The 24,940-nt window shown below is 67.6% G+C and carries 22 protein-coding genes; 9 read left to right on the forward strand and 13 right to left on the reverse strand.

What is annotated here, in order from left to right; all coding sequences use genetic code 11:
* Nucleotides 1-132: 132 nt before the first annotated feature.
* From NNX34_RS10990 to ftsY, 3 genes are all read right to left on the reverse strand, one after another.
* On the reverse strand, nt 133-471 hold the full coding sequence (locus NNX34_RS10990; RefSeq protein WP_227923647.1) for a P-II family nitrogen regulator: 339 nt from the start codon (nt 469-471) through the stop codon (nt 133-135).
* Nucleotides 468-1,766 (reverse strand): ammonium transporter, encoded by a 1,299-nt coding sequence (locus NNX34_RS10995; protein WP_255766537.1) that lies wholly within the window; start codon nt 1,764-1,766, stop codon nt 468-470. Before NNX34_RS10995 ends, NNX34_RS10990 begins: the two co-directional genes overlap by 4 nt.
* A gap of 210 nt (nt 1,767-1,976) precedes the next feature.
* A complete protein-coding gene (ftsY, locus tag NNX34_RS11000; RefSeq protein ID WP_255766538.1) occupies nt 1,977-3,164 on the reverse strand; it encodes a signal recognition particle-docking protein FtsY in 1,188 nt (395 codons plus the stop codon).
* A gap of 65 nt (nt 3,165-3,229) precedes the next feature.
* On the opposite strand from ftsY, the gene NNX34_RS11005 reads away from it, so the two are divergent.
* Nucleotides 3,230-4,456 carry an MFS transporter gene (locus NNX34_RS11005; protein WP_255766539.1) on the forward strand — a complete coding sequence of 409 codons (1,227 nt, stop codon included), beginning with the start codon at nt 3,230-3,232 and terminating at the stop codon, nt 4,454-4,456.
* Nucleotides 4,453-5,184 carry a glutamine amidotransferase gene (locus tag NNX34_RS11010; RefSeq protein ID WP_255766540.1) on the forward strand — a complete coding sequence of 244 codons (732 nt, stop codon included), beginning with the start codon at nt 4,453-4,455 and terminating at the stop codon, nt 5,182-5,184. Before NNX34_RS11005 ends, NNX34_RS11010 begins: the two co-directional genes overlap by 4 nt.
* Here NNX34_RS11010 and smc read toward each other — a convergent pair.
* Entirely contained in the window at nt 5,181-8,798 is a 3,618-nt protein-coding gene (gene smc / locus NNX34_RS11015; protein WP_255766542.1) for a chromosome segregation protein SMC, read from the reverse strand. The genes NNX34_RS11010 and smc overlap by 4 nt on opposite strands.
* A 214-nt stretch (nt 8,799-9,012) precedes the next feature.
* On the opposite strand from smc, the gene NNX34_RS11020 reads away from it, so the two are divergent.
* Genes NNX34_RS11020 through NNX34_RS11035 form a run of 4 tightly spaced genes read left to right on the forward strand, consistent with a single transcriptional unit; the run spans nt 9,013 to nt 14,479 of the window.
* Nucleotides 9,013-10,038 (forward strand): 3-oxoacyl-ACP synthase III, encoded by a 1,026-nt coding sequence (locus NNX34_RS11020; RefSeq protein WP_255766543.1) that lies wholly within the window; start codon nt 9,013-9,015, stop codon nt 10,036-10,038.
* Nucleotides 10,032-12,656: an alpha/beta fold hydrolase gene (locus NNX34_RS11025; RefSeq protein WP_255766544.1), complete on the forward strand. Its 2,625-nt coding sequence runs from the start codon at nt 10,032-10,034 to the stop codon at nt 12,654-12,656. The genes NNX34_RS11020 and NNX34_RS11025 overlap by 7 nt, the downstream gene beginning before the upstream one ends.
* The gene (locus NNX34_RS11030; protein WP_255766545.1) at nt 12,653-13,651 is read left to right on the forward strand and encodes an NAD(P)-dependent oxidoreductase; all 999 of its coding nucleotides are present in this window, start codon (nt 12,653-12,655) and stop codon (nt 13,649-13,651) included. The genes NNX34_RS11025 and NNX34_RS11030 overlap by 4 nt, the downstream gene beginning before the upstream one ends.
* A gap of 9 nt (nt 13,652-13,660) precedes the next feature.
* Nucleotides 13,661-14,479 carry a serine hydrolase domain-containing protein gene (locus NNX34_RS11035; protein WP_255766546.1) on the forward strand — a complete coding sequence of 273 codons (819 nt, stop codon included), beginning with the start codon at nt 13,661-13,663 and terminating at the stop codon, nt 14,477-14,479.
* 11 nt (nt 14,480-14,490) lie between these two features.
* Here NNX34_RS11035 and NNX34_RS11040 read toward each other — a convergent pair whose 3' ends face one another.
* The 3 genes from NNX34_RS11040 to NNX34_RS11050 all read right to left on the reverse strand — a co-directional run bounded on the left by NNX34_RS11040 (nt 14,491) and on the right by NNX34_RS11050 (nt 18,378).
* The gene (locus tag NNX34_RS11040; RefSeq protein ID WP_255766547.1) at nt 14,491-15,999 is read right to left on the reverse strand and encodes a DUF222 domain-containing protein; all 1,509 of its coding nucleotides are present in this window, start codon (nt 15,997-15,999) and stop codon (nt 14,491-14,493) included.
* Between the two features lie 779 nt (nt 16,000-16,778).
* Nucleotides 16,779-17,864, reverse strand: coding sequence for a serine hydrolase (locus NNX34_RS11045; protein ID WP_255766548.1), 1,086 nt, complete (start codon nt 17,862-17,864; stop codon nt 16,779-16,781).
* Nucleotide 17,865: 1 nt separating this feature from the next.
* A complete protein-coding gene (locus NNX34_RS11050) occupies nt 17,866-18,378 on the reverse strand; it encodes a helix-turn-helix domain-containing protein (protein WP_255766549.1) in 513 nt (170 codons plus the stop codon).
* Between the two features lie 200 nt (nt 18,379-18,578).
* Here NNX34_RS11050 and NNX34_RS11055 point away from each other — a divergent pair, with 200 nt between their 5' ends.
* A complete protein-coding gene (locus NNX34_RS11055; RefSeq protein WP_255766550.1) occupies nt 18,579-19,031 on the forward strand; it encodes a VOC family protein in 453 nt (150 codons plus the stop codon).
* Here the strand turns inward: NNX34_RS11055 and mutM are convergent.
* From mutM to coaD, 5 genes are all read right to left on the reverse strand, one after another.
* Entirely contained in the window at nt 18,967-19,947 is a 981-nt protein-coding gene (gene mutM / locus NNX34_RS11060; RefSeq protein WP_255766551.1) for a bifunctional DNA-formamidopyrimidine glycosylase/DNA-(apurinic or apyrimidinic site) lyase, read from the reverse strand. The genes NNX34_RS11055 and mutM overlap by 65 nt on opposite strands.
* 12 nt (nt 19,948-19,959) lie before the next feature.
* Complete coding sequence (gene rnc, locus NNX34_RS11065; protein WP_255766552.1) at nt 19,960-20,667, reverse strand: ribonuclease III; 708 nt, start codon at nt 20,665-20,667, stop codon at nt 19,960-19,962.
* Nucleotides 20,668-20,752: 85 nt separating this feature from the next.
* A complete protein-coding gene (rpmF, locus tag NNX34_RS11070) occupies nt 20,753-20,956 on the reverse strand; it encodes a 50S ribosomal protein L32 (RefSeq protein ID WP_146364453.1) in 204 nt (67 codons plus the stop codon).
* 2 nt (nt 20,957-20,958) lie between these two features.
* Nucleotides 20,959-21,525, reverse strand: coding sequence for a DUF177 domain-containing protein (locus tag NNX34_RS11075; protein ID WP_227923697.1), 567 nt, complete (start codon nt 21,523-21,525; stop codon nt 20,959-20,961).
* A 234-nt stretch (nt 21,526-21,759) separates the two neighbouring features.
* Nucleotides 21,760-22,230 (reverse strand): pantetheine-phosphate adenylyltransferase, encoded by a 471-nt coding sequence (coaD, locus tag NNX34_RS11080; protein ID WP_255766553.1) that lies wholly within the window; start codon nt 22,228-22,230, stop codon nt 21,760-21,762.
* Between the two features lie 40 nt (nt 22,231-22,270).
* On the opposite strand from coaD, the gene NNX34_RS11085 reads away from it, so the two are divergent.
* Both NNX34_RS11085 and NNX34_RS11090 read left to right on the forward strand, forming a co-directional pair.
* Nucleotides 22,271-23,524 carry an aminotransferase class I/II-fold pyridoxal phosphate-dependent enzyme gene (locus tag NNX34_RS11085; RefSeq protein ID WP_255766554.1) on the forward strand — a complete coding sequence of 418 codons (1,254 nt, stop codon included), beginning with the start codon at nt 22,271-22,273 and terminating at the stop codon, nt 23,522-23,524.
* A complete protein-coding gene (locus NNX34_RS11090) occupies nt 23,521-24,327 on the forward strand; it encodes a fused MFS/spermidine synthase (RefSeq protein WP_255766555.1) in 807 nt (268 codons plus the stop codon). The genes NNX34_RS11085 and NNX34_RS11090 overlap by 4 nt, the downstream gene beginning before the upstream one ends.
* On the opposite strand, the gene rsmD is transcribed toward NNX34_RS11090, so the two are convergent.
* Nucleotides 24,324-24,932 carry a 16S rRNA (guanine(966)-N(2))-methyltransferase RsmD gene (gene rsmD, locus NNX34_RS11095; protein WP_255766556.1) on the reverse strand — a complete coding sequence of 203 codons (609 nt, stop codon included), beginning with the start codon at nt 24,930-24,932 and terminating at the stop codon, nt 24,324-24,326. The genes NNX34_RS11090 and rsmD overlap by 4 nt on opposite strands.
* Nucleotides 24,933-24,940 lie beyond the last annotated feature (8 nt).

Below are 24,940 nucleotides of genomic sequence, written 5' to 3' on the forward strand. Positions count from 1 at the left end.
AGGCCCAGCTGTTAAGGGTACCAAGCCGCTCCCGCTATTCGCCCCTCCTGCCCTGGCGGATGGCTTCGCCGGATCGCCGGACCGCCCGGCTGGAGCACCAGCCGGGCGGTAAGTTCCTTTCGCGCCGGGGCGTTAGAGCGCCGAGTCCCCCCGCTCCCCCGTCCGGACCCGAAGGGCTTCCTCCACGTTCACCACCCAGACCTTGCCGTCGCCGGCCTGGCCCGTGTTGGCCGTGGAAACCAGGACATCCACAATGTCGTTGACCCAGTCATTGGCCACCAGGATCTCCACCCGGACCTTGGGCAGCAGATCCACGGTGTATTCGGCGCCGCGGTAGACCTCGGTGTGGCCGCGCTGGCGGCCGTACCCGTTGGCGGAGCTTACGGTCAGGCCCTGGACCCCGTAGCTCTCCAGGCTTCCCCGGACGGCGTCAAGCTTTTCCGGCCGGACAATAGCGGTTACGAGTTTCATGAGTTGACCGTCTCCTTGGTTGTGGTGGCACGTGCCGTGTCCTGGAAGGGGCTGAAGGAGCCGCCGGTGCCGAGTCCGCCGAATTCGTAGGCGGTTTCGGCATGTTCGCTCAGGTCCACGCCGTTGATTTCGTCCTCCTCCGAGATCCGGAAGCCCATGGTCTTGTGGATCGCCAGCCCGATAATCAGCGTCAGGACGCCGGAGAAGACAATGGCCACTGCCGCGGCTGCTGCCTGGGCGCCGAGCTGGCCCAAACCTCCGCCGTAGAACAGGCCCCCGCCCGCGCCGTCGACCGGCAGGGCAATGAAGCCCAGGGCCAGGGTGCCCGCAAGGCCGGCGACGAGGTGCACGCCGACGACGTCGAGTGAGTCGTCATAGCCGAACCGGTATTTGAGTCCGACGGCGAGGGCGGACAGGGCACCGGAGACCAGGCCGAGCCCCACCGCAGCGAGCGGGCTGACGTTGGCGCAGGCCGGGGTGATGGCCACGAGTCCTGCCACGACGCCGGAGGCGGCTCCGAGCGACGTCGCGCGGCCGTCGCGCAGCCGTTCGGTCAGCAGCCAGCCGAGCATCGCTGCGGCCGGAGCGGCGAGGGTGTTGATCCAGATCAGTCCCGCTTCCTCGGCAGTGCCCGCGGCGCCGCCGTTGAAGCCGAACCACCCGAACCAGAGCAGCGTGGCACCGAGCATCACGAACGGGATGTTGTGCGGACGCTGGTTGGGGTCCTTCCCGAAGCCCTTCCGCTTGCCGAGGATCAGGGCCAGGACCAGTCCGGCCACGCCTGCGTTGATATGGACCACGGTGCCGCCGGCGAAGTCGATGGCTTCACCGACCACCGAACCCACGGCCCCTTCGGCACCGAGGAGTCCGCCGCCCCAGACCATGAACGCCAGCGGGCAGTAGACCAGGGTCACCCAGACCGGTACGAACACCGCCCAGGCGCCGAACTTGGTCCGGTCGGCCACCGCGCCGCTGATCAGGGCAACGGTGATAATGGCGAACGTGGCCCCGTAGCCGGCGCTGATGAGGTCCTCGGAGCCGAGGATGTCTTTCAGCCCGAAGGAGGTGAAGGGGTTGCCGAACAGCCCGGCGATACCGTCCCCGCCGGTCATGGAGAAGCCCCAGAGGATCCAGACCACGCCGATGAGTCCGATCGAGACGAAGCTCATCATCATCATGTTCAACGCGGCCTTGGCGCGGGTCATGCCGCCGTAGAAAAATGCCACACCCGGCGTCATGAGCAGCACAAGCGCCGCCGAAACCATTACCCAGACGTGACCTGCTGACAGATCCATCTTCACGTCCCTTCACATATGGCGGGCATCTCCCGCACAACGAACTCTGCCGGGGCCAGATTTCCGTCCGGACCCGGAGGTGTTGCCGGGAGGTTACAAACCGGGCGCTGAGGTAAAAGGATCGTGACAACGACATTTCGGAAACGTTTCCGGACACGCAAAAGCCCCGCCTCCCTTGCGGGAAACGGGGCTTTGGGTTCGGGAGGCTGCCTAGCTCAGCAGTGCGTCCACGAAGCTCTCCGCTTCGAACGGTGCCAGGTCGTCGGCACCTTCGCCCAGTCCCACGAGCTTCACGGGCACGCCCAGGGTCCGCTGGATGGCGACGACGATGCCGCCCTTGGCGGTGCCGTCCAGCTTGGTCAGGACGATGCCGGAGATGTTGACGACCTCGGCGAAAACCTTCGCCTGGGTCAGTCCGTTCTGGCCGGTGGTGGCATCCAGGACCAGCAGGACCTCGTCCACGGCGGCCTGCTTTTCGATGACGCGCTTGACCTTGCCGAGCTCGTCCATCAGGCCGACCTTGTTCTGCAGCCGTCCGGCGGTGTCAATCAGGACCACGTCGACTTCGCCCTCGATGCCGGCCTTGACCGCTTCGAACGCCACGGAGGCGGGGTCAGCGCCGTCGATCTCGGAGCGCACGGTGGGCACGCCTACGCGCTGTCCCCAGGTGGCCAGCTGTTCGGCGGCGGCGGCACGGAAGGTGTCGGCAGCGCCCAGCAGCACGTCCTTGTCTTCGGCGACGAGTACGCGGGCCAGCTTGCCCACGGTGGTGGTCTTGCCGACGCCGTTGACGCCCACGACCATAACGACGGCGGGGGTCTCGGCGTGGCGGGTCACTGCCAGGGAACGGTCCATGGACGGATCCACCAGCTTGATCAGTTCCTCGCGCAGCATCGCGTGGACTTCCTGCGGATCCTGGCTGCCGGAGACCTTGACCCGCTGACGCAGCGCGTCCACGAGTTCCATGGTGGGTTCGGTGCCCAGGTCGGCAAGGAGGAGGGTTTCCTCGATCTCGTCCCAGACGTCTTCATCGATCGTGTCCCGGGACAGCAGTGCCAGCAGCGCCTTGCCCAGCGCGTTGTTGGATTTCGCCAGCCGTGCCCGCAGCCGGGCCAGGCGGCCCTGCACCGGTTCGGGCGTTTCGATGGTCGGCGCCTGCGGGGCAGGGGCTTCCTCCAGGTCGCGCAGGTCATCCGGGACGACGACGTCGGTCTCCCCCGGCGGTGCCTCCAGGGTGTCGGTGCCGCCGCCGGTTCCCGTGACCGGATCGTTGGCGTCCCGGCGGGTGGGGTACATGCTCTTGGGTGTACGCCGGGTCCGTACCAGCAGTGTCGCGGAGAAGCCGACAACGGCGATCGCAACAAGGACATAGATCACTATCGAAAGGGTCTCATTCACGCTCCCAAGCTTCTCACATGCTGCTCATCCCCTCCCCTGGGATCTGAGAGAATCGCCTTATCATGGTGCGCTCTTCCAGAATCCGAATCCCGCAGGAAATCCAGGTCCTCATCGCGGCCGCCTTCGTCATCGCCCTTGGCTTTGGCCTGGTGGCGCCGGTGTTACCGCAGTTCGCGCAGAGTTTCGACGTCGGCGTGACCGCTTCCGCCGTCATTGTCAGCGCGTTCGCGTTCACCCGGCTGGTGTTTGCCCCGGCCGGCGGCATGCTGCTGGAAAAGCTCGGCGAGCGCCCGGTCTACATTGCCGGCCTGCTGATCGTGGCCCTGTCCACCGCCGCATGCGCCTTTGCCCAGAGCTACTGGCAGCTCCTGGTCTTCCGCGGCCTGGGCGGCATTGGTTCGACCATGTTCACGATCTCGGCCATGGCGCTCATCATCCGGCTTGCACCTCCGGAGATCCGCGGCAGGGTTTCCAGCGCCTATGCCTCCTCGTTCCTGCTGGGCAATATCGGCGGACCGCTGCTCGGCGGCCTGCTGGCCGGATTCGGACTGCGCGTTCCGTTCCTTGTCTATGCCGCCGCGCTGGTGCTGGCCGCCGGCGTCGTCTTCCTCCGGCTGAAGGACTCCCGGCCGGTCGCCGGGCCCGACGACACCAAGCCCGCCGCACTGCCCGTACTGACCGTCGCGGAGGCGCTGCGGGATCCGACGTACCGTGCGGCGCTGGTTTCCTCCTTCGCCAACGGCTGGTCCTCGTTCGGTGTGCGGAATGCCCTGGTTCCGCTGTTCGCTGCCGCGGCGCTGTCCGCCGGACCGGAGGTGGCGGGCATTTCCCTGACCGCCTTCGCTGTGGGTACCGCCGTCGTCCTGACGTTCTCCGGCCGGCTGGCCGACAGCTGGGGCCGCAAGCCCCTGGCCCTTATCGGACTGGCCGTCAACGCCGCAGCCACCGCGTTGATGGGCTTCAGCTCCAGCGTGCCGGAGTTCCTGATCATCTCCGTCATCGCCGGCATGGGCACCGGCCTGCTCAATCCCGCACAGCAGGCCGCCGTGGGCGACATCATCGGCAACGGGCGCAGCGGCGGAAAGGTGCTGGCCACCTTCCAGATGGCCAGCGACACCGGTGCCATTGCCGGTCCCATCCTCGCCGGCATGCTCGCCGACTCGCTGGGCTACTCCTGGGCGTTCGGCGTTACCGGTGCCATTGCCGCCATGGGCTTCATCGCCTGGCTGACGGCGCGGGAGACCCTGCCTGCCAGGAAAGCGGCCCCGGCCCCCACTACCATCGAGGAATGAAGCCTTTCCTGCTCCTGGCCACCCGCGCCGAAGATGACGCCGCCGACGAGGAGTACGCCTCTTTCCTGCGCTTCGGCGGGCTCGACGAGGGGCAGCTGCACCGGGTCCGTCTCGAAGCCGGCCCGCTGCCGCCGGTGGACCTGGATTCCTACAGCGGCGTGATTGTGGGCGGCGGCCCGTTCAACTCGAGCGATCCCGAGGAGTCCAAGTCCCCGGTCCAGCTGCGGGTGGAGTCGGAGATGGCCGAGCTGCTGGACGACGTCGTGGCCCGCGACTTCCCGTTCTTCGGCGCCTGCTACGGAGTGGGCACGCTGGGCCGGCACCAGGGCGCAACCGTGGACCGCCGGTACGGCGAGCCGGTGGGCCCGGTCGAGGTCCGGCTGACGCCCGAAGGCCGACGCGACCCGCTGTTGGAAGGCGTACCGGATACCTTCGCCGCGTACGTGGGGCATAAGGAGGCCGTCGCCGAGCTGCCGGCCCATGCGGTGAACCTTGCCGGTTCGGCAACCTGCCCGGTGCAGATGTTCCGGGTGAAGTCCAACCTGTACGCCACGCAGTTCCATCCGGAGCTGGACGTGGCCGGGCTGCTGACGCGGATCTCCGTGTACCGGCATGCCGGCTACTTTGAGCCGGATGAGGCGGAGACGGTGATGGACGCCGTCCGCGGATCGGCCGTGCACGTGCCGCCGCGGGTGCTGCGCAACTTCGTGAGCCGTTACGCGTCCTAGCTCCGGACGGCTCCGGGCTCCGTCCCGCGCTCGATCCGCTGGCTGATGACGGTGGAAACCCCGTCGCCGCGCATGGTCACGCCGTAGAGCGCGTCCGCCACTTCCATGGTGCGCTTCTGGTGGGTGATGACGATCAGCTGGCTGGACTCCCGCAGTTCCTCGAAGATGGTGAGCAGCCGGCCGAGGTTCGTGTCATCCAGCGCGGCCTCCACCTCGTCCATCACGTAGAACGGCGAGGGCCGGGCCTTGAAGATGGCCACCAGCAGCGCCACGGCCGTCAGTGAGCGTTCCCCGCCGGAGAGCAGGGAAAGCCGCTTGATCTTCTTGCCGGCCGGCCGGGCATGGACCTCGATTCCGGTGGTCAGCATGTTGTCCGGATCGGTCAGCACCAGCCGTCCCTCCCCGCCCGGGAACAGCGTGCCGAAGACATGCTTGAACTGCTCGGCAGTGTCCCGGTACGCGGCGGTGAAGACCTCTTCCACGCGGCGGTCGACGTCGGCAATGATGTCCAGCAGGTCCTTCCGGGTGGCTTTGAGGTCTTCCAGCTGCGTGGACAGGAACTGGTGGCGTTCCTCCAGGGCGGCAAATTCCTCCAGCGCCAGGGGGTTGACCTTTCCGAGCGCCGCCAGGTCCCGCTCGGCGCGCTTCAGCCGCTTCTCCTGCTCCGCCCGGACATACGGGATGCCGTCCAGGAGCGGATTGCCGTCCTCGTCCACGGGCGTGCGCAGTGCCGCCCACTTGTCGCCGCTGACCGGCTCGGCGGGCACCGGAACCGGCTGGTCCGGCCCGAAGTTCGCCACCAGATGCTCGGCGGTCATGCCCAGCTCCTCGAGGGCGCGGGCTTCGAGGGTCTCGATGCGCAGCCGCTGCTGTGCACGGACCAGCTCGTCGCGGTGGACGGAGTCCGTGAGCCGTGCCAGTTCCGCAGCGGCGTCGTTGTTGGCGCTGCGGACGGCGGACAGTTCGGCTTCCTGTGCGGTCCGGGCTTCCTCCGCACGGCTGCGTTCCTCGGCTGCCAGTGCCAGGGAAACCTGCAGGTGTGCCAGCACGGCTTCTGCCGCCGCGCCCACGGCAACCGCGCGGGCATGCTGTCCGGCACGGCGTCGGGCCCGTTCCGCCGCGGCAGCCCGGGCCCGGCGTTCGGCCAGGGCAGCGCGTTCCAGTGACTCCGCGCGGCCGGCTACGGCCTTGAGCTGTTCTTCGGCCGAGCGCAGGCCCAGCCGGGCATCCATTTCCGCCTGCCGTGCGGACGCAGCGGCGAGCGCCAAAGCATCCCGCCGGTCCGCAGACGGTTCCTCGTCGGGCAGGTGTTCCTCGCCGGCTGCGGCGAGGCGCTCGGACACGGCCGCCAGTTTCGCTTCTTCCGCCACCACGTTGGCTTCTGCCGCCGCCACCAGGGACGAGAGCCGCTCGGCCTCCCCCGAGGCGGCGCGCAGGGCGGAACCCAGAGTGCCGAGCCGTTCAGCTACCGCAGCCAGCCGAGCATCGGACTCGTGCAGGGCCGCGAGCGCCGTGTCCGCCCGCAGCCGGCACGCCTCGACCCGCGCGGCCGCTGCGCCGATGCCGGCACCGGCTTCCTCCGCCCGGGCGCGTGCCGCTGCCAGGCGGGCATCCGTTTCCTCCACCGCGGCGGAGATTTCCAGCAGCCCCGGGGCCGAGGCGGACCCGCCCCGGGCGCTGAAGGCGCTCAGCACATCTCCGTCGGGCGTCACCGCGACGGCACCGGGCGAGGCGGCCACCAGGCTCACGGCCGAGGCCAGGTCGGGGACTGCCACGGCGTTGCCCAGCAGTGCGTACAGGGCTTCCTGCACCTTGGCATCGGCGCTCAGCAGGGACAGCACGGGCACCGCGCCGGCCGGAAGGTCCGCGGGCAGCTCAGCGGCCCGGGCCGGTGCCCCGCCCAGCAGCAGTTCCACCTGCCCCTCCCCCGTGTCCTTCAGGTGCTGCAGGGCCCGGGCTGCGGCGTCGAGGTCCGCGGCGGCCAGGGCGTCCGCTGCGGATCCCAATGCTGCCGCCACTGTCCGTTCACAGCCCGGCTTGACGCTGACCAATTCCGCCAGCGGTTCCAGCACGCCGTCCACCCCGGCCCCGCGCAGGGAGGCGCTGCCGTCGCGCCGGTCCAGGCCGACGGCGAGGGCCTCACGGCGGGCGGCGAGGTTCTCGGTTTCGCGGACTGCTTCCCGCTCGGCCTGCTGCAGCTGCCGGAGTTCCTGCTCGGCCGCTTCGAGGGCTGCCTGCGCTTCTTCATACTCGGCGTCCAGGTCCGCTTCGCCTGCCTCGGCTCCGGCAGCGGACCCTTCCAGCTGCTCGAACTCTTCGCGGGCGCGGGTACGGCGTTCCTCGGCAGCGGTGATCGAGGCCCGCAGCCGGCCCGCTTCGGACTGTGCCGAGGCCACCCTCGAACGGGCGGCTTCCACCGAGCCGGTCAGCCGGGCCATGCCCTCGCGCCGGTCCGCGGCGGCCCGGAGCAACCCGGCATACCGCTTTTCCTCCGCAGCCGCTTCCTCTTCGGCCGCCTCGCGGATCTCCACGGCGTCCTCCAGCCGTGCCCGCCGGTCCTCGATTTCGGTGTCCAAGGCCGCGGCTTCAGCGCGGACCCGGTCCGCGGAGGCCTGCAGCTGTTCCGGGTCCCGGCCGCTGCCGGCCGCCGGTTCCGCTGCCCCCAGCAGCCGGGCACGTTCGGCCGCGAGCGCGGCAAGGGAACGGAACCGTTCCTGCAGGGAGGACAGTTCGTACCAGGTGTCCCGTGCGGCGTTGAGCTTCGGTGCGGCCTGCGCAGCCAGGGCCTCGAGTTCGGCCTGCCGCTTCCGGCCCTCTTCCACCGCAGCCTCCACTACCGTGCGGCGTGCCTTCAGGGCCGATTCATCCGCGGCGTCCTTCTCGTAGGCAGCCTTCAGGGTGGCCAGGTCATCGGCCAGCAGCCGTGAACGGGCGTCCCGGACATCCTGCTGCACCGTCTTGGCCCGGCGGGCGACGGCGGCCTGCTTGCCCAGCGGGCCGAGCTGGCGCCGCAGTTCGGCAGTGAGGTCGGTGACGCGGGCGAGGTTCGCGGCCATGGCGTCCAGCTTGCGCAGGGTTTTTTCCTTGCGCCGCCGGTGCTTGAGGATGCCGGCGGCTTCCTCGATAAAGCCCCGGCGTTCCTCCGCTGAAGCGTGCAGCACCTTGTCCAGCTGGCCCTGCCCGACTATGACATGCATCTCACGGCCCAGGCCGGAGTCCGAGAGCAGTTCCTGGATGTCGAGCAGGCGGCAGGGGCTGCCGTTGATGGCGTACTCGGATCCGCCGGTGCGGAAGAGCGTGCGCGAAATGGTGACTTCGGAGTATTCGATCGGCAGGGCGCCGTCGGCGTTGTCGATGGTCAGCGATACCTGGGCCCTGCCCAGCGGTGCACGGCCGGAAGCGCCGGACGTACCCGCGAAGATCACGTCTTCCATCTTTCCGCCGCGCAGGGTTTTGGCGCCCTGTTCGCCCATCACCCATGCCAGGGCATCCACCACATTGGACTTCCCGGACCCGTTGGGGCCAACCACCGCCGTCACACCGGGTTCGAACTCAAAGGTGGTGGCCGATGCAAAGGACTTGAATCCTCGCATGGTCAGGGTCTTCAGATGCACGGGGGTTAATCTCTCCTGCCGGGGTTGATTCCTTAAATCTACGCGGTTAGCGTCAAAATTCCGCTCTACTCGGAGAGCGTAATCCGGCTTTTGCCTGCGGAATCGCGGGGCCGGTCAGTAGGCTTCTAGAAGAGTCATATGATTTTAGGGCGTGGATGCAGGCTTCACGGCGGCCGCCAGCGCGATAGGTTCAGCAGCAGACAAGGCAGGCATTTTGACCGGGAACTTCAACTTCCAGCACTCCAACTCCGCCATCCTCAGCGTGAACAGCGTTGAAGCTCCGGTGGTCATGAGTTCCAGTGAATTCGACGAGCGCCTCGAGCCGTCGCTCAAGCGGCTGCGGCTCTCCAAACGCCTGCTCGAGCGGGTGGCAGGCGTGAGTGAACGCCGCTGGTGGGCCCCCGGCACCGCGTTCGACGACGGCGCCACCGAAGCCGGTGCCAAGGCCCTGGCCGAAGCCGGCGTCGAAGCATCCGAAATCGGACTGCTCATCAACACCTCGGTGACGCGCCGGAACCTTGAGCCTTCCGTAGCCGTGAAGATCCACAACGGCCTGGGACTGCCCTCCTCCGCCATGAACTTCGACCTGGCCAACGCCTGCCTGGGCTTCGTCAACGGCATCACCCTGGCGTCCAACATGATCGACTCAGGGCAGATCAACTATGCCCTGATCGTGGCCGGCGAAGATTCCCAGGGCGTGCAGGAAGCCACTTTCGAGCGCCTGAACGCCCCCGATTCCACCCGCGACGACTACCTGCGGGAATTCGCCACCCTCACCCTCGGCTCCGGTGCGGCTGCCGCCGTCATCGGCCGCGCGGACCGCCACCCCGGCTCGCACCGCATCCTCGGCGGCGTTTCGCGTGCCGGCACCCAGCACCACGAGCTGTGCGTGGGCGGCATCGACGGCATGTACACCGACACCAAGGGCCTGCTGGACGGCGGCCTGGAACTCGTGGTGGATGCGTGGCACGAAGCCCATGGCAACGGCTGGGACTGGTCCGGCATGGACCGCTACGTGACCCACCAGGTGTCCAACTCCTACACCAACGCCATCATCAAGGCCGTGGACCTGGACCGGAAAAAGGTGCCGATCACGTTCCCGAACTGGGGCAATGTCGGTCCGGCATCGCTGCCGATGACCCTGGCCCAGGAATCCCGTTCCCTGAACCCCGGCGACCGCGTGCTGTGCATGGGCGTGGGCTCCGGACTGAACACGACCATGATGGAGATTGCGTGGTAGAGGAGCTTTGGCCCGGCGTTTCCGCCGCCTGGTCCACGTTTGTCCACGTTCCCTCCACCGCCGCCGTCGACGTCGCCGGCTCCGTGCGCAAGTGGCACATCCTCGACAACGGCCCTGACCTGGCCGCCGCCGGGGTTGAACCGGCCGGAACCCTGCTCTGCGTGCACGGCAATCCCACCTGGTCCTATCTCTGGCGCACCCTGCTGGCTGCCGGCGCTTCCGCCGACAAGCCGTGGCGCGTAGTGGCCGTTGACCAGCTGGATATGGGCTTCTCCGAGCGCACCGGTGCCTTCCGGCGGCTGGAGGACCGGATCACCGACCTCGGCAACCTCACGGACACGCTGGGGATCACGGGTCCCGTGGTCACTGTCGGCCATGACTGGGGCGGCGTGATTTCCCTGGGCTGGGCGCTGCGGCACCGCCGCCAGCTGGCCGGCGTCGTCCTGACCAACACCGCTGTGCATCCGGCCGGCTACTCGCTGCCGCCGGCCCTGAAGCTGGCCCTGCATCCGGCTGTCCACCCCTGGGGCACGCGCAGCACCGATGCCTTTATCCGGGTCACGCATTCCCTCGCGCAGCCAGCACTCCCGGCTCCCGTGCGGGAGGCCTTCGCGCTGCCGTACCGCGGTGCGGCCCGCCGGCAGGGCGTCGCGAACTTCGTTGCCGACATTCCCGCCGTCGATTCCCACCCGAGCTGGCGCGCGCTGAACACCGTAGCCGAGGGCATCCGCCGGCTCAACGTTCCCTCGCTGGTTCTCTGGGGTCCTCGGGATCCGGTCTTTTCCGACCGCTACCTGCGCGACCTGCTGGAGCGGCTGCCGGAATCCTCCGTGCACCGGTTCGAGGGTGCGGGGCACCTGCTTCCCGAAGACGTCGACATCGCCTCCCCCGTCTTCGCCTGGCTGCGGACCGCCGTCGAAGAGCCTGCGGATTCCGCCCTCCGGCGCACTGAGCCGTTCCGCCCCATGCTTGCCGAGTTGGATGAGCGGGCGCGCGATACGAGCCCCGCCGTCGTCGACATGGCACCGCTGGGCGGAGGCGAAGGCACGGCCCCGCGCACCTTGTCCTGGGCGGGCCTTGCGGAACGCGTGAATGCCCTCGCTGCGGGTCTCGCCGCGGCGGGCGTGCGTCCCGGAACCCGGGTGAACCTGCTGGTTCCGCCCGGCATTGAACTGACCTCGCTGATTTACGCGTGCCTGCGCCTGAACGCCGTCATCGTGGTGGCCGACGCCGGCCTCGGCACCAAGGGACTCGGCCGCGCCATCAAGGGCGCCGGTCCGGCGTTCCTGATCGGCATCGACCGGGCGCTGATCGGTGCCCGGGCGCTGGGCTGGCCGGGAACCCGGATCAGCGTGTCCGAGCTGTCTCCGGCCCGCAAACGGCTGCTGGGTGTGCGGCATTCCGTCGAGGGTCTCATTGCCGACGGTTCCGGCTCCGAAGCGCCGTGGTATCCCGCGGACCCCGACGCCGACGCCGCCGTCCTGTTCACCTCCGGCTCGACGGGCCCGGCCAAGGGCGTGGTGTACACGCACCGGCAGCTGGCCGCGATGCGCGACGCCATCAAGGACACCTATAACCTCCGTGCCGGGACCTCGCTGGTGGCCGGCTTCGCGCCGTTCGCCCTGCTGGGGCCGGCGCTGGGGGCAACGTCAGTGACTCCGGACATGGACGTCACCTCCCCGCGCACCCTGACCGCGGCAGCCCTGGCTGATGCCGCCGTCGCCGTGGATGCCACCACCATCTTTGCTTCCCCTGCGGCGCTGACCAACGTGCTGGCCACGTCCGGCCAACTGGACGCTGCACAGCGGGCCGCACTGGCACAGGTGGAACTGCTGCTTTCCGCCGGCGCCCCGATAGCCGAGCCGCTTCTGGCCCAGGTGCAGGATCTGGTGCCGAAGGCGTCCCTGCACACCCCGTACGGCATGACCGAAGCGCTGCCGGTCACCGACATCAGCCTCGAGGGCATCCGTGCCGCGGGTACCGGCAACGGCGTCTGCGTGGGCACCCCGGTGTCCCGGGCCGACGTGGCCATCGCCGAAGTCTTGCCGGACGGTTCGGTCGGCTACAAACCGCTGACCGTCGCGAACCGCACCGGTGAAATCCTGGTCAGCGCCCCGCACGTCAAGGACCGCTACGACCGGCTCTGGATCACGGAACGCCACAGTTCCTCCATTGACGGCTGGCACCGCACCGGCGACGTCGGCCACTTCGACGACGAGGGCCGGCTGTGGGTCGAGGGCCGCCTGGGGCACATCCTCACCACTGCGGACGGTGTCCGGACTCCGGTGGCAGCCGAGCAGGCGGCCGAGACGGTCGACGGCGTAGGCAGGGTGGCGCTGGTCGGCGTCGGACCCGCCGGTGCCCAGGTGCCCGTGGCCGTGCTGGAAACGGAACCGCCCGCCCGCCGGGCCGGGACCGCGACTCCGGCGCTGACTGCAGCTGTACGGTCCCGCGTGGCCGAGCTGGTGGGGCTCGATCTGGCGGCGGTACTGGTGCTGCCGCAGATGCCCACCGATATCCGGCACAATTCCAAGATCGACCGCACCGCGTTGGCGGACTGGGCCTCCCGGCTGCTCGCCGGCGGTCCGGTGCCGAGCCCGGGCAAGGGACGGCGATGAGCTCCGCCGTCCTGCCTCCCCGGAATGTCCTCGTCACTGGCGCCAGCGGCCTGCTGGGCGGCGCCGTTGCGGACCTGCTGGAAGCCAAGGGCCACAAGGTCCGCACGTTCCAGCGCCGGCCGGGAGTCCCGGGCCGGGACTCCGTGGCCGGGTCCGTTGCCGATCCCGCTGCTGCTGCCCGCGCCGTGGACGGGATGGACGCAGTAATCCATCTCGCCGCGAAGGTTTCCTTTACCGGCGAGTGGCATGAGTTCGAGGAAACCAACATCGTTGGTACGCAGGTCCTGCTGCAGGCTGCGCAGGCGGCCGGGGTCCGCGACGTCGTCTTCGTGTCCTCTCCGTCCGTGGCGCACTTCGGCGAACCGATTGCCGGTGCCGGTGCGGGTACTGCAGATCCGTCCCGTGCCCGCGGCTTCTACGCCGCGTCCAAGGCCCAGGCCGAGCTCATTGCGCTGGCGCAGAACTCCTCCGATTTCCGGGTCACTGCCATCCGCCCGCATATCGTCTGGGGTCCCGGCGATACGCAGCTGGTGGAACGCGTGATCGACCGTGCCCGGTCCGGCCGGCTGCCGCTGCTCGATGCCGGTGCTGCGCTGATCGACACCACGTATATCGACAACGCGGCGGCAGCCATTGTCCGCGGGCTGGAGCGGATGGATGCCGCGGCCGGCCGAGCCCTCGTGGTGACTAACGGACAGCCGAGGCCGGTAGGGGAACTGATTGCCGGGATCTGTGCCGCCGCTGGAGTGGCTGCACCGGGCTGGAGCGTTCCCGGCAAGGTTGCCCGCGGCGCAGGAAGCCTGATCGAGAAGGCATGGTTGGTGGCCGGCCGGCGGGGCCTGGTCCATGACGAGCCGCCCATGACCCGCTTCCTAGCCGAGCAGCTCTCGACGTCGCACTGGTTTGACCAGCGCGAAACCCGCGAAATGCTGGACTGGACGCCCGAAGTTTCGATTGAAGACGGCATGATCCGGCTTGCCCGGCACTACTCCTAGGATGATCCCGTGAAAAGCCTGCAGAAGATCGAGTCCTGGCCCGTAGACCACGCCGCTGCCGCCGTCGTAGGCGTTGACGGCGAGGTGCTGGGAACCGCCGGCGACCAGGACCTCCGTTTTCGGCTGGCGTCAGTCACCAAGCTGCTGAGCGCATACGCCGTTCTGGTGTCCCTCGATGAGGGAGCCTTGGAACTCGATCAGCCTGCGGGCCCCGAGGGATCCACCGTCCGGCATCTGCTGGCCCATTCCGGCGGCTACGACTTCGGCGAGCGCACCGTCCGCTACACCCCCGGTACCCGGCGCCTGTATTCCAACGCGGGTTTTGAGGTACTCGGAGAGACACTGGAGCAGGCTACGGGCATGGCCTTCGGGGAATACCTGCGGGAAGGCGTGCTGGTTCCGCTGGGCATGTCTTCCACAACACTGGAGGGCTCCCCCGCTGCCGGTGCCGTCTCCACGGCTGCGGACCTCAGCAGGTTTGCTGCCGAGCTGCAGGCTCCCACGCTCACGGATCCGGGCCGGCTGACGGAAGCCACGCAGGTGGTCTTTCCCGGCCTGGCGGGAGTGCTTCCCGGTTTCGGCCGGCAGAAGGAGAACGACTGGGGTCTCGGTTTCGAGATCCGTGCCCATAAGTCTCCGCACTGGACCGGTGCCAACAGCTCGCCGGCCGCTTTCGGGCACTTCGGCCAGTCGGGCACTTTCCTCTGGGTGGATCCTGCGGCTCGTGCTGCTGCTGTCTGCCTTACCGACCGCGATTTCGGTCCTTGGGCTGCCGAGGTGTGGCCTCCCTTTACCGACGGGGTCCTTGCGGAGCTGGCGGACCGGTAGCGTTCTGCCTGCTACGCGGCCCAAACCAGGTCCACGATGCAGGCTTCCAGGAAACCCTTCGGGGGCGGCTTGCCTCCCGTCCGATCGCCAGCGCTGTCCTCGGCCCTGCTTCCGGGGAGCGGAGGCGCCGTGGACCGGTAGGTGTGCCCTGTTGGGGTGGTGGTCTCGACGGTGTGCGGTGTAGTTGATCCCGGCGGCGGATCGAGCGTTTGCGCCTTCCAATCGGGTGCTTCCTTAGCCTGGTTGCATGCCTCGCAGAGTCCCTGCCCATTTGCGATTTCGGTGGGACCGCCGTCCTGATGGGGACGAATATGGTCGAGATGCCGAATCGGTGCCCCGCACCACGGCATTCGGCAGGTCTGGTCGCGTGCCGCGATAAACCGTCCCAGCGAAGCCGTGAACAAGCGCGCCCGGGAATCCATAGTGACTAATTGACCGGCAATCGGTTCGGTGTAGAGCCGGCGGATCCAGCGTTCTTCCTGCTTGTCCTGCTTCGTTGTCCGGCCTGCAGCCCGTTGCCCGTCATGTTCGGAGTCCTGCCCGGGTTCCTGCCCCGGACGCCTTCCCCGGACCAGGTCCCTTGCCCATTGCGCCGGCACCGGGCCGTACCCGGGGACCAGAGCAGGCTCTGAGTCTCCGCCGAACAGTGTCCGGTCCGACATCACCAGCTGAACTTCCACCTTCAGCTGCCCTGCCTCCGCCTGGCCGGTCACGCGTTCCACGAGAGTGTCCGCCATGATCTGGCCCCGCCCCCGGGTATCTCCGGTTGCCCGCAGCCGGTCTGCTTCACGGGACAGTGCGGCAAAGACTCCCACTCCCTGGGCGACGGGCAGTAGTCCGGTTAGGTAAGTCATGGTGTCCGGTGCCGGACGGCAGGAAACAAAGCGTTCGGATTCGGCTTTGGCTGCGCGCTTGGCCGCTGCCTGCGGGTCGAGCCGGTAAGCGGCACCTCTGGTACGGGAAATGATCTGCCGGTCCCCCAGGCTTTCAAGCACGTCCGGATCTCCGGCCAGTTCTTCATCCACCCGCCGCCGGTCCTCCAGACTCAGGCAAGCTGTCTCGCGGACCAGCAGCGTTGCCCGCCATTCACTGATTTTCCCGCGGGTCAGCGCGTCCAGCGTGCACGGCATCTCTTTTGTCAGCACCTTGGCAAACCCCAGCAGCCGTCCCCCGCGGCTCGGTGACTCCCTGCGGGCCAAGGCAATCTGTCCGGCGACACCGCGGCCCAGATCCTCGCGCCGCACTCCGGCCTCGGCCTGCTTCCGGCGCTGCGAGGCATCGAATTCTACAGCGGCCCGGGCCTGTGCCGCCGAGGCTGCGGCTTTCAGTTCCTCGAGCGCCCGGATCCGGCCAATGAGCTCGCGGTCATCCGGCGCCCCGCTGGACAGGCCCTCAGCTTGATCCCCCAGTACCTCAACCCACGCGTTCACCAACGCGGTACCGGCGGTCGATCCGCCGGTCCGCGGGTGGTTTGCAGGGTGGTTTGCAGGGTGGTTTGCAGGGTGAGAATATTCGAACATGTGTTCGAGTCTATCGGGGTCTGGAGCTCTGATCTAGGCGTAAAATACCCGTTCAACCACCTGTTTTTTCAGTTGTCTTTTATAGCCTTCCAAGCGACGCTCTTGCGGCCGAAACCGGCCTTACCCAGCGAGAAAAGAAACCACGACGACGCCGAGCAGCAGTGCAGCGTTCCCCGCCAGCGCGAGGTTTCCGGGCTCCTTCTTCGGCTTCTTCTTCCCGGCCTTCGGCTTCCGGTCAGGCTTTCCGGGGTCTGGGCTTCCGGGGTCTGGGCTGCCAGGGTCGGAATTCCCGGTGCCGGGTGCGGCCGCCCTTTCCCGCACAGGAAAGAACGGTAGCCGTGACCGCTCCACCGATGCGGCTTGTGCCGCCGCGGTCTGCGGCAGCCGGGATTGATCCGACGCCTCCGCAGGGATGTCTGGGTTCGGAACCAGCTCCGAACCGGCCGGCTCCGGTCCCGTCGTAGCCTCGGATACCTTCTCCCGTAACGGACCCTCAGACTCAACCCGACCCGGCAGCTCCGGCCAGCGAAGAACGGCACCGGCAACAGCCGCAGCGAGCGCGACCACGGCCACCACCCATAGGGCCACAGACCCGGAAGCCCACGGGGACATCAGACGTAAAAGGCCGGCGATAAATGCCGCTTCCATCAAACCGGCCAGCAAAGACCTCCGGCTGGGGCCGGACGGCTGTCCCGCCCGCTTCCAGACGGGAACCGCCACGGACAGGCAGAGCGCCACCAGCCAGACGGCGAGGATCCAGGACAACAGGGTGAATGTCATCAGAGACCTTCCTTCAGCAAAGCCAAGGCAGCTTCTTCCTGCCCGGCAGCCACGTTGGAGAGGATCAGCACCGCCGTGCCCGCCTCGCGGTCCATCGCCGCCATGGCCGAGAAGCCTCCGGTCATGCCGTTGTGCCAGGTCGCAGCCCGCCCACTCGAGGGAGAAGCCTGGGTGAACCATGCCAGGCCCACCTGCTCTCCGTCCTCACCGGTATCCCACTGCGGTTCCAGGGCGCGGGAACCCGGAGCAGCGTCCGCCAGCAGTGCCTGGAGGTAGAGCGACATATCCGCTGCGGTAGACCGGATCCCACCCATCGGCGCCCCGCCGTTGCCGGTCCAGGCACCCTCTGGCAGTCCGCTTGCATTCCGGCCGGTCGGAGCATCGGGACGCAGGTTGTCGGCCGTCATTGGCACGTACGTGTCCTTCATTCCCAGTGGCTCGAAAATCCGCTGCTCCAGCAGGTCGGTGTATTCCATCCCGGCTGCCTTGGCGAGCAGCTGCCCGAGGAAGGCATACCCGAGGTTGGAGTAGGCCACCGTTCCCCTTCCGCCCACCGACGCAGACTGTGCCTGCTCCAGCACCTCGGCAGGCGAGGCGGTGTAGGGGTCGCGGTGGAGCACGGTGCCGGCAAGCAGGGAGACCATCGCTCCCGGATCGGTGGCAAGCCGGGGTAGCCCCGAACGGTGGCTGGCCAATTCGGCCAGGGTGACGGTGCCGATCTCGGCTTCCGAGACCCGCAGCTCAGGCCCCAGGATCTCGGCAACGGTGGTCTCCAACGTCACCTCGCCGCGCTCGACGGCGTCGGCGAGCAGCGCTGCAGTGAATGTCTTGGACACCGAACCGATTTCGAACTCGGTCCGCTCGTCGGCACCGAATCCGGCAAACCGGACAGCGCCGTTTTCGAGGTAGGCCACGCTGACCGCATCGGCAGGTTTCTGCAGCAGGGGCCGGACAGCATCGGCGAGGGCTGCATCCCCGGAAACCTGCGTCGACAGGCGCGGCGTCCACGGGGCAGCTAGGAGCCCGGCGGCCAGTACCGCTGCAGCAGCCAGGACGGCCACGGTCATGCGTCGGTGTTTGGACATGTCAGTTACCTCCGGAGGCAGCGGTCAGAATCGCCAGCAGCGGGATGACCCGGGCCGGCGGGATTTGGTAGCGGGACCGGGCGTGCGGTGCGAGCCATCCCGAGGCGGTCAGCTGGTGAACGTGGTGGTAAATCTGTCCGGAGGTTCCGGAACCCAGTTCCTCCACCAGTTCTGCCACGGTCTCGGTTCCGCCGAGCACGGCGCGGAGCACGGCCAGACGGACGGGATGGCCGAGGGAGGCAAGGGTTTCGGCGAACTGCGTCCAGTCGACGTCGAGCAGGTGCCCGGTCTCCAACCCGTACTGGTACTCGTAGTGGGCACCGGCGGCGGTAGTGGCGGTGCCGGTGAACAGCACGGCTCCCGGCTCGGGATGGCGCTTCCGCACCCCTTCCAGGGCCCAGAACACGTCTGCCCCGTCCGCGGCCGACGTCGGTTCGGCTGCTTCCGTGCGTTGCTCCAGGGCTGCCACGCGTGCTTCCAGCGCCTCCAGCCGGGCGTCGTCTCCTGCAGTCATGAATAGAGAATTACGTAATTCCGAAAAGATTGCAAGAGTTTCGTGATTTTCCTGGTCCTGGCGCTGGTGGCGGGACCAGCCATAGATGGAGCGCGCCCGGTGTGACGCCGGCTGCTGGGCGACGGATACCACCCGGATTTGTTACCGTACGCAAAGGTGCCGTGAACGGGCGCACTCCAACGCCCGAGATGAGGACAGCCGTGAAAATCTACAATCCGCAGGTCATCTTGTTCGTCGCCGACGTCGCGCGGGCGGCACGCTTCTACGCGGCCCTCGGCTTCACTGAAGAGTTCCGCGCAACGGGAGCAGGGACAGCACCCGTCAAAATCGAAATGTCATTGGAAGGCTTCGAACTCGGGCTCGCTCTGCCTGGACCGGCGGCCGAAGCCCACGGGCTCACCCCGGTCACGGCCGGACACCGTGCGTGCCTCACGCTCTGGACGGATGACGCCGCAGCCGCCTACACAGCTGCGCTCGACGCCGGAGCGAAAGACCTTCAAGGACCGCACCCGTTCCTGGACGGAAAACTGCGGGTTGCATTCGTCGAGGACTTCGACGGACATCCGATCCAGTTCGCGGAACGGAAAACTACCAGCGGCCGTTCCGGGGCCGCGGCTGGCACACGGGACAGCTGTACGACGACCGGTTCATAAACGAATCCCGCCGGATCAGGGTATGCAGTCCCAGTTCCTCGCAGCGCGGGCAGGGCAGCCCTTCGCGGCCATAGGCGTTGAGGGACCGGGAGAAGTACCCGGAGGCGCCGTTCACATTGACGTACAGCGAGTCGAAGCTGGTGCCGCCCGCAGCCAGGGCACGGGTCATCACGTCCCGGGCGGCCTCGACCAGCCGCAGCGCGTCAGCCCGGCGCATGGTGTCCGTGGGGCGGGCAAAGTGCATCCGTGCCGCCCACAGGGACTCGTCGGCATAAATGTTTCCGACCCCGGAAATCAGTCCCTGGTCCAGCAGGGCGCGTTTGATCCCGGTCTTCCTGCCCCGCAGCCGACGGTAGAACTCGTCAAAGGAAAACGCCGGATCGAGGGGGTCCCGCGCAATGTGCGCGGCTTCCTGCGCCACGAGCGGAAGTCCGGTTTCGGACAGGCCGCCGGGAGCGCCGTCGGGAGTCGGCACCAGATCGGTGAGGAACACACCGCCGAAGATCCGCTGGTCCACAAAACGCAGCTCGTCCGGCATCGCAGCACCGGAGGCATCAACGGCGGGACTGAGCGTGAACCGGACCTTCAGGTGCTTCTCGTCCGGAAGCGCCGAGTCCTCCATCAGCAGCTGCCCGCTCATGCCGAGGTGGGCCATCAGCGCAAAGGGGGGCACGACGTCGTCGTCCGCACCGTTCGGTGAAGGAGCCGACTCGAGCAGCGGCAGCCAAAGGAACTTGCCGCGGCGCACGACGTCGGCCACCACCGCGCCTTCAAGGTTGGCGACGAGGTCGGCCGGGCCGGGCGCATGGCGCCGCACGGACCGGGGATCCACGACTTCGACGCCGGTGATGGTACGGCCGCGGACCCATGACGCCAGTCCGCGGCGGACCACCTCGACTTCGGGAAGCTCAGGCATTGCCGGGAGTGCCTAGGAACCGGCAGCCGCGGAATCGGCTTCCTTGGCGTTGATCATCTTCCAGGAGGCAGCGGCGGCTTCCTGCTCGGCTTCCTTCTTGGAGTGGCCGACACCGGTGCCGTAGGCCTTGTCACCGATATGCAGGACAGCAACGAAGCTGCGGGAATGGTCGGGACCGGATCCGGAGACCCGGTATTCGATGTCGCCCATTTTCCGGCCGGCAGCGATCTCCTGGATGCTCGTTTTCCAGTCCGTGCCGGCGCCGAGTGCCTCGGCATTGGACAGCAGCGGCCCGACAAGGCGCATCACCATCTGCCGCGCGGTTTCGATTCCGTGATCCAGGTACACGGCACCGATGATTGCCTCGGTGGTGTCCGCAAGGATGGAGGATTTGTCGCGCCCGTTGGTCAGCTTTTCACCCTGGCCCAGCAGGATGTACTCCCCCAGCCCCAGGCCGCGGGCAATGCCGGCGAGGGCACGGGTACTCACGACGGCGGAGCGGCGCTTGGCCAGCTCGCCCTCGGAAAGATCAGGATTATCCCGGTAGAGCGCATCGGTTACCGAGAACCCCAGAATGGAGTCACCCAGGAATTCCAGGCGCTCGTTCGTGGGGATGCCGCCCTGCTCGTAAGCGTAGGAACGGTGCGTGAGTGCAAGACGAAGCGTCCCGGCGTCGATATCGACACCGAGACGCTTCATAAGCTCTTCAGTATTCTTCACTTTTTGGATACAACCCGAAAAGCAGTATTCACGTGCCCGACCGCAACAACACTAATGATGCGCAAAACCGGGCCGAACACTGGTCTTAGACGTCCGCGACCTTGCGGCCCTTGTATTCAAGGAACAGCGCAGTACCGGCGGAGTCGGTTACGACCTTGGCCTGGTGCGGCAGGCTATAGGTGACGCGGCCGTTCTCCACGGTCTTCACCAGGTTGGGCGCGGTCGCCTTCCACTGGGACCGGCGTGCACGTGTATTCGCGCGGGACATTTTCCGCTTCGGAACAGCCACGGCTAACTCTCTTCTCTCTCGTCTGACTCTGTACTTGGTGCCGCAGTATCTTCTGCGGCCGTGCCGGTCAGCCCGGCGAGGGCTGCCCAGCGAGGATCCACTGCTTCATGGTGGTGACCCGGATCCTCCTCAAGGCGCGCTCCGCATTCGGAGCAAAGGCCTTCGCAGTCTTCCCGGCACACCGGCTGGAACGGCATGGTAAGAACCACTGCGTCCCGCAATACCGGCTCAAGATCGATGACATCTCGCTCGATCCGGTGTTGCTCTTCTTCATCTTCTTCTTCGAAGGACTCAGCGTCCTCGTAGTAGAAGAGTTCCTGCACATCGACTTCTTGGTCGTACGCGAGTGGCTTCAGGCAGCGGCCGCATTCGCCCTTTACGGGGGCGATTACTACGCCGGATACCAGAATCCCTTCGTGCACGGCCTCCAACCTCAGATCGAGCTCGAGGCCGGATCCTTCCGGAACGCCGATAAGCGCAACACCGAAGTCTTTCGGTGCCGGTACATGTTCATGCAAGGTCCGCATCGTTCCCGGGCTGCGCCCGAGGTCCCTGACGTTGATAGCCAGGGGAGTTTCCGGATTGGACCGCGAAAATTCGCTAATGAGAACTCCTGTAGAACATAGACCGACATATCATCTTAGCCTGACTTGCCGGAATCTCTCAAACTGCGGCTGCACCGCAGCCAAGGAACACGTGCGGGCACGTGCTCCATCACCCAGTTTACCCGCCACGGGGCATCCGGCTAATCGGCGTCCCCGGTACTTCCCCTCCGGTGCGTCCGGGGACGGATCCGACCCCGCCTAGCTTGCCGTCAGGCGCTTGAACACCGTTGGGGGAACATAGCCGGCGACGTCGCCGCCCAGGGCCGCCACTTCCTTGATCAGGGACGAGGACAGGTGGGTGTAGCTGCTTTCCGCGGCCAGGAAGACGGTTTCGACGCCGGTGAGCTGCCTGTTCATGACGGCCATGGGCAGTTCGTACTGGTAGTCCTGGACGGACCGCAGCCCCTTCACGATCGCGGAGGCTCCGTGTTCCCGGCAGAAGTCGGCCAGGAGCCCGTCCCCCATGGGGACCACGGAGACCCCGCTCAGAGCCTCAAAGGTTTCCGCTGCGAGTTCCAGGCGTTCCTCGGCACTGAAGCGGTACTTCTTCGCATAGTTGGTGGACACCGCCACGATGACTTCGTCGAAGAGGGTCGCCGCACGGGCAATCACCTCCACGTGGCCGTTGTGGATGGGATCAAAGGAACCGGGGCATACAGCGCGTCGCATAGGTCGAATCTACCGGGTGCGGGCGGGTAATACTTGAGGAATGAGTATCAGCACAGCCGCGTCCCTGCTCCGCGCCCGGTCCGGCACCGGCCCGGCCGCCGCCCAGCCCTGGCAGCGGACCGCCGCGGGGGCCAACCTGCTCGCGGCCGACGGCAACCTCGGGGTGACCATTTTCGAGGAAATCACTGCCCTTGCCGGACAGCACGGAGCCATCAACCTCGGCCAGGGCTTTCCCGATGAGGACGGCCCGGCCGTAATGCTCGACGCCGCACGGGAAGCCATTGCCTCCGGCGCCAACCAGTACGCCCCGGGACAGGGCCTGCCCGTCCTGCGCACCGCCGTCGCAGCGCACCAGGAGCGGTTCTACGGGCTGCACGTGGACCCGGACACCGAGGTGATCGTCAGCACCGGCGCCACGGAAGCCATTGCGTCGTCCCTGCTGGCCCTGACGGGTCCCGGCGACGAGGTGCTGACCTTCGAACCGTTCTACGATTCCTACGGCGCGGTCATCGGGCTCAGCGGCGCCACGCACACCACCGTCGCCCTCGAGGCACCGCATTTCCTCCCCGCCGACGGCGCCCTCGAAGCGGCGTTCACCGACCGCACCCGGGTGGTGCTGGTCAATAACCCGCACAACCCCACGGGCGCTGTCCTTCCCCGCGAGGTCCTGCAGCGGATCGTGGACCTGGCAGCGAAGCACGACGCCGTGATCGTCACCGACGAGGTGTACGAACACCTGACCTTCGGGCCGGTGCACATTCCCGTAGCCACGCTGCCCGGTGCCGCGGAACGGACCCTGACCATTTCCTCGGCGGGCAAAACGTTTTCCGTGACCGGCTGGAAAATCGGCTGGCTTACGGGCCCGGCGCCGCTGGTGGCAGCAGTCCGCACCGTCAAAACCTTCCTGAGCTACACCTCCGGCACCCCCTTCCAGTCCGCGGTCGCCGTCGGCCTGGGACTGGAGGATTCCTACTTCACCGGAGCCGCCGCGGCACTGCAGGCGAAGCGGGACCTGCTCGGTTCCGGACTGCGGGCGGCCGGGATGGAAGTCCTGCCGTCCGCCGGAACGTACTTCGTTACCGCCGACACGTCGCCCCTGGGGATTACCGACGCCACGGAACTGGCCCGGCGGCTGCCGGAACTGATCGGTGTGGCGGCCATTCCGGTGGCCGTGTTCTGCCATGCGGAAGGAGCGCAGCGCACCCGGTCCCTGCTCCGGTTCGCGTTCTGCAAGAAAACGGACGTCCTGGACCAGGCCTCCGAGCGCCTCGCCCGGCTGGGCGGGCTGCTGTGAACGCGTCCCGGCTGCTGCGGGGCATCGGTGCCCACGCCACCATCACCGAAGACGGCTTCACCCCCGGTGCCTTCATCCTGAGCATCGGCGGCGCGGAGCAGTCCCACGTGGACCTGGCTCACCCGCAGGAAATCTTCTACGAGTACCTGCGCCGGATAGGCAACGTCCTGGACCTGGCCGCACCGGACGGGGAGCCGCTGCGTGCACTGCATCTGGGTGCCGGAGCGCTGACCCTCACCCGTTACCTCCAGGCCACCCGCCCCGGGTCCGAGCAGGCGGCGGTGGAGCTGGAACGCGAACTGCTGGACTTCGTGCTGGCGCACCTTCCGCTGCCGGAGGGCACCAAGCTGGAGACCGTTATCGGGGACGCACGGGAATCACTGGACCGCTTTGCCGGCCGGCGTTTCGATGCCATTGTCCTGGACATCTTCGCCGGCCCCGATGCACCCGCGCACCTGGCGACGTCGGACTTCTACGCCGAGCTGCTTGCGTTGCTCTCCCCCGCCGGGGTGCTGCTGGTCAACGTCGGGGACGATCCGCCGCTGGCCTTCGCCCGCCGGCAGGTCCGCCAGATGCAGGCCGCGCTGGGCACGGACGGCACGGAAACGGACTCTGAGCGCACGGACGGCGACGTGGCGGCGCTGGCGCAGCGGGACATGTTCACGGGGCGCTACCCCGGCAACATCGTGCTCGCGGCAACCCGGTTCCCTTGGCCCGCCGAGTGGACGCAGCAGCTCCTGGCTGCCGGTCCGCACCCGGCAGCGGTGCTGACGGGCGAGGATCTGGACCGCTTCGCGGGTTAGGCCTGCGCGGCCTCGGCGTCGTCGGACTCTGCGTCATCGTCGGCGGGTTCGGCGAACCACAGAGTGGTTTCACCGTATTTACGCTCGCTGAAACGCTCCAGGCCCTCGGGCCAGACCGGCTCGGGGGAACGCGTGGAGCGCTCGAGCACCACAACCGCTCCGACTGCGAGGTGCCCGGCCAGCGGGGTAAGGACCGTAGCCAGCTCCGCTTCGGTGAACGCGTAAGGCGGATCGATAAACACCACGTCCCAGCGCACGTCCGCCGGGACCCGCAGCAGGAAGGTTTCGGCCTTGGCCCGGTGCACGTTGACGCAGGTCCGGCCCAGGATCTTGTTGACCAGTTCCGCGTTCTGCCGGCAGGTGGCCGCGGGCTTGTCGGCCAGTTCCACCAGGTCGACGGCGGCCGCGCCGCGGCTTGCGCTCTCCACCCCCAGGGCACCGGACCCGGCAAACAGATCCAGCACGCGGGCTTCCTGCAGGATGCCGTAGGACTCGAGGCGGGAAAAGAGGGCTTCCTTCACCCGGTCCGTGGTGGGACGCGTTCCGTCACCCGGAACGCTGTACAAGGAGGATCCGCCGGCAGCCCCGGCAATAATGCGGCTCATGCCTTCAC

Origin of the sequence: Arthrobacter sp. zg-Y1116 (genome assembly GCF_024385485.1) — a bacterium.
Lineage (GTDB): Bacteria > Actinomycetota > Actinomycetes > Actinomycetales > Micrococcaceae > Arthrobacter_B.